Raw genomic sequence first — 1029 nt, forward strand, 5'->3', positions numbered from 1 at the left:
GAACTCACGGAAGAAATATTGATTCCACTGGTAGTACTCTGGATCACAGGTCGTGATTTCGCGATCCCAGTCATATCCAAATCCCATGGAGTCCATCTGCTCACGCATCGTCTCAATACAATCATACGTCCAATCACGAGGGTTGGTATCGCGCTCTTTTGCAGCGTTTTCTGCAGGAAGACCAAATGCGTCCCATCCCATCGGGTGAAGAACATCATCTCCACGCATCCGGCGATATCGAGCGTATGCATCGGTAATGGTGTAATTTCGGACATGCCCCATATGTAATTTTCCGGAAGGATATGGATACATACCCAAGACGTAGGTGAGGTCTGATGGATCATCTGGTGTCCGGTAGGTGTCTGCGTCATCCCACGCGGCTTGCCAGTGTGTTTCAACGGCAGCGTGATCGTAGTTTCCCTTCGTCATCAGTTGATACTGAATATCTTTTAGCGACGCCATATTTTCAACTTGGCGCAACAAACTCAGTAGACGCGATTCATATGATTCATTATTGATAGAAATCTGAAGACAATAGCTATCAGATACAACCGGGCATCGAGAATAACGGAATGAAGTGAAGTGTTGATTCATTTTGACTTCAATGGTATAATCCAGATAATCAATATACGTGCTCAATCACATGGTGTATCAGCTTAGCTATATCTGCCTAGACCTCATTTGCCGGTCTACGAGTCTGAAATAAACCCTCATCTCTCATCTGCCTCAATTGCTGCACACAGCGAGTTGGTTGAACAATATTTGATTGACAATGAACAAAGCATTGTCATTTTGGAGTAATAATTAAGCCAGTATCAACATTCATGAGAAATATCTGAATTCACACACTTCGTGCGGTTTTAGTGACTGGTGAGCGTAGATATGGATATGTCACACCGAGTCCTTGTTCCGCTTGAACTACCAGATGCCGACTCGGTTCCAGCGGCGTTAGCAAAAGCATCACATCGATGCAAGTGGTGTTACTTGGTCACTATGGACTGCCAGGAACAGACACCACCATCAGCGGCC

Annotated in this window: 1 protein-coding gene; it reads right to left on the reverse strand. The window is 45.3% G+C overall.

Features of this window, described 5'->3' with window-relative positions:
• Positions 1-429: class I tRNA ligase family protein (locus tag J07HQW2_RS03945; RefSeq protein ID WP_303704301.1), on the reverse strand; the 429-nt coding region annotated here is incomplete at its 3' end.
• Between the last annotated feature and the right edge of the window lie 600 nt (positions 430-1029).

It is taken from the genome of Haloquadratum walsbyi J07HQW2 (assembly GCF_000415985.1).
GTDB classification, from domain to species: domain Archaea; phylum Halobacteriota; class Halobacteria; order Halobacteriales; family Haloferacaceae; genus Haloquadratum; species Haloquadratum walsbyi_B.